Consider the following 2707-nt stretch of genomic DNA (forward strand, 5'->3'; position numbering starts at 1 on the left):
TCTGGAGGCCAGCACGACGGCGCGCTTCGAAGCGTCGGCCAAGACAGGCAAGGTCCGCAGGTTCAAGGAGTTCGTTGACGGCGCCCGCGGCGCGGCCGGGCCGGCAGCACTCAGGCGACTATAACGGGCGCAGAGCCGACCCTGCGGCTTCCAGACATTGTCGTGTACAGCTTCAGACCCTCAAGCCGAGCCCGCAGGGCCTCGCTTACCTTTTACGGGGCGGCGGTACGTCCAAGCCGCTTCAACAGTTAAGAATTTCGCAAAGACGATACCCCCGGATCGTCGAGCTTCCGCTGCCACTTCCCGCATTCGCCGAGGCGGTCAATGACCCGCCCTTCACAATAGTTATCCGGCAAGCATCTGGATGCGAGAGATAATGTTGCCGGAGGCATCTCTCATGGCTTCTACACCTGCCTGAACGCCAGAACCGCGTTCGTGCCGCCAAAGGCGAAGGAGTTGCTCAGTGCCACGCGCACCTTGCGCTCGCGTGCCACATTGGGCGTGACGTCGAGATCGCAATCGGGGTCCAGCTCACGATAATTGGCAGTCGGCGGCACGACGCTCTCGCGGATAGCCATCACGCAGGCGATCAACTCGAGCGCGCCGGACGCGCCGAGGCAATGCGCGTGCATGGACTTGGTAGAAGAAATGGACATTGAGAAGGCGTGCTGACCGAAGACGCGCTTGATCGCCGCCGTCTCGATCTGGTCGTTGGCCTTGGTGCCGGTGCCGTGCGCGTTGAGATAGTCGACATCCTCGGCGTCCAGCCTGGCATCGGCAAGGCAGGCCCGCATTGCTGCCTCCGGCCCCTCGACAGTCGGCGCGACGATGTCGGACGCATCGGCGGAAAGGCCGGCACCGGCAATTTCGGCAAGGATGGTGGCGCCCCGAGCCAGGGCATGCTCGTAGCTTTCCAGCACCGCCATGCCGGCGCCTTCACCAAGCGACAGGCCCTGGCGATCGGCCGAGAATGGCCGGCAAGTATCGGGCGAAAGCACGCGGATCGCTTCCCATGCCTTCAGCACACCCCATATGAGCGGCGCTTCGCTGCCGCCGGCAAGCATCACGTCGGCCCGGCCGAGCCTGATCTGGTCCACCGCGCAGGCAATCGCATGGTTTGCCGAGGAACAGGCGGACGTGACGCCGAAGACCGGCCCGCGCAGGCCGAGACTCATGCTGACCTGGCCGGCAGCGGCACCCGGCATCGCCTTGGGTACAGTCAAGAGAGCGGCACGCTTACCGCCCAGAAGGATGGCGCGGTAGGTTTGCTCGATCGCATCCCACCCGCAGCCGCCAACGCCCACCGTCGCACCGAAGCGATAGCTATTTCCCTCTTTGGAGGAAAGTCCGGCCTGACGCATGGCTTCGCGCGCCGCAAGCACAGCGAGCAGGCTGAAGCGGTCCATGGAGATGAGTTGCTTGCCGTCGATGTCATGCTCCGGCAGCGCCTTGATCTCGGCACCGATCCTGACCCTCAATTCATGGAGCTCGGAGTTGACGATTGGGCCGATGGCGGAGCGGCCTTCTTGCATCTCTGTCCAAATGGCGGCGGCGTTGGTCCCAAGCCCGCAAATACCGCCAATCCCAGTAATCACGACGCGCCTGTCCATTCACACCCCCTTAGCGAGCAAGCTGCGCACGGCTTCCACCATGTCCCCAACATTCTGGAGATCCGACCATGCCTCGGCCGTATTCATCTCGATCTGGATGCCGTAGGCCTGCTCCAGGTCCCAGAGAACGTCCGCCAATCCCAGTGAATCGATACCGAGCGAAGTCAGTCCCGTGGCAGCCGTTATCTCGCCGCCTGTGGCAGGCGCTATGCCGCCCTCCGACGCGGCGCGCTTCTTGATAATGGCGATTATTTCGTTGGCGAGTTGATCTGCCATCTTGTTCCTTTCCAGCTTGCGTTTTCGGCGTCGTTCAAAACCCGAGTCGCGTCGCGTTGCCAAAATTGCCCCTCATAGAGCCTGTGCGACCGACCAAGCCCAATGCCCATAGGAACCGGACGAGTTCCGGCTTCTGCGGCGTCAGCCCGATGACGAAGAAAAGTCGCCGGCCTCCCGCTTTTGCGCCAGCACATCAAGAATCTGCGTGTAAATGGATAGGAACCGTCGTCAAACGTCAGCTAAACGCTGCGACGGTGGGTGCTGTCAGCGTATTCACTCGGCACCTCATATGTAATCGAGATGTTTCATAGCTCCGGACCAGTTGCGATCAACTATTGTACCGGTCCGCCATTCGTCGGAGAGTTCGACATGATCGGAGCGCTGCCTCTCATTCCCAGTACAATCTCCACCGCACGCGACAAATTTCCTCTTTCGGGCTCTTCTCATCGGACTCGCCACGCGAATAGAGGCAGTGATCGGCGCACGTGAGGTCCTGCCAAGTCCATGCGACATTCCGGAAAATTGGTAAAATCGTTTGTTTCAATCAAATGCATCCACGCTATGGATAGCTAAGACATGCGTTTCAAAGGGCTCGATCTGAATCTTCTCGTCGTTCTCGACGCGCTGCTGAGCGAGCGCGGCCTCACGGCGGCGGCACGCCGCATCAACCTAACCAAATTCATGGGGGTTGGTGGATGTGGCGCAAGCCGTTGAAATGACGTAGGATTTGGTTGCTGCCGATCCGAACCATTTCCCGGAGACCACACCCACCATGAACGATCTTGCGCTGCCGCTGAGCGGTTTGTCATCAGTCGGCGGCA

At 61.0% G+C, this 2707-nt stretch carries 2 protein-coding genes and 2 pseudogenes; 2 read left to right on the forward strand and 2 right to left on the reverse strand.

From position 1 onward, the window contains the following. Positions 1–253 precede the first annotated feature (253 nt). Positions 254–418, forward strand: a pseudogene (locus NKJ20_RS33895) (LysR family transcriptional regulator); the annotation flags it as partial. Here NKJ20_RS33895 and NKJ20_RS33900 read toward each other — a convergent pair. Both NKJ20_RS33900 and NKJ20_RS33905 read right to left on the reverse strand, forming a co-directional pair. Beyond that, positions 405–1610, reverse strand: a complete 1206-nt coding sequence (locus NKJ20_RS33900) for a beta-ketoacyl-[acyl-carrier-protein] synthase family protein (protein ID WP_352749933.1) — start codon at positions 1608–1610, stop codon at positions 405–407. The pseudogene NKJ20_RS33895 and the gene NKJ20_RS33900 overlap by 14 nt on opposite strands. Further along, the gene (locus NKJ20_RS33905; RefSeq protein WP_352458906.1) at positions 1611–1886 is read right to left on the reverse strand and encodes an acyl carrier protein; all 276 of its coding nucleotides are present in this window, start codon (positions 1884–1886) and stop codon (positions 1611–1613) included. A 576-nt stretch (positions 1887–2462) separates the two neighbouring features. On the opposite strand from NKJ20_RS33905, the pseudogene NKJ20_RS33910 reads away from it, so the two are divergent. Beyond that, a pseudogene (locus tag NKJ20_RS33910) lies at positions 2463–2564 on the forward strand (LysR family transcriptional regulator); the annotation flags it as partial. Positions 2565–2707: the final 143 nt, after the last annotated feature.

The organism is Mesorhizobium sp. M0185, from assembly GCF_040322175.1.
Classification (GTDB): domain Bacteria; phylum Pseudomonadota; class Alphaproteobacteria; order Rhizobiales; family Rhizobiaceae; genus Mesorhizobium.

What these genes read in the sequence shown, in the direction of transcription:
- NKJ20_RS33905 (WP_352458906.1), bottom strand. Translation starts at nt 1,886, where the DNA reads ATGGCAGATCAACTCGCCAACGAAATAATCGCCATTATCAAGAAGCGC.
- NKJ20_RS33900 (WP_352749933.1), bottom strand. Translation starts at nt 1,610, where the DNA reads ATGGACAGGCGCGTCGTGATTACTGGGATTGGCGGTATTTGCGGGCTT.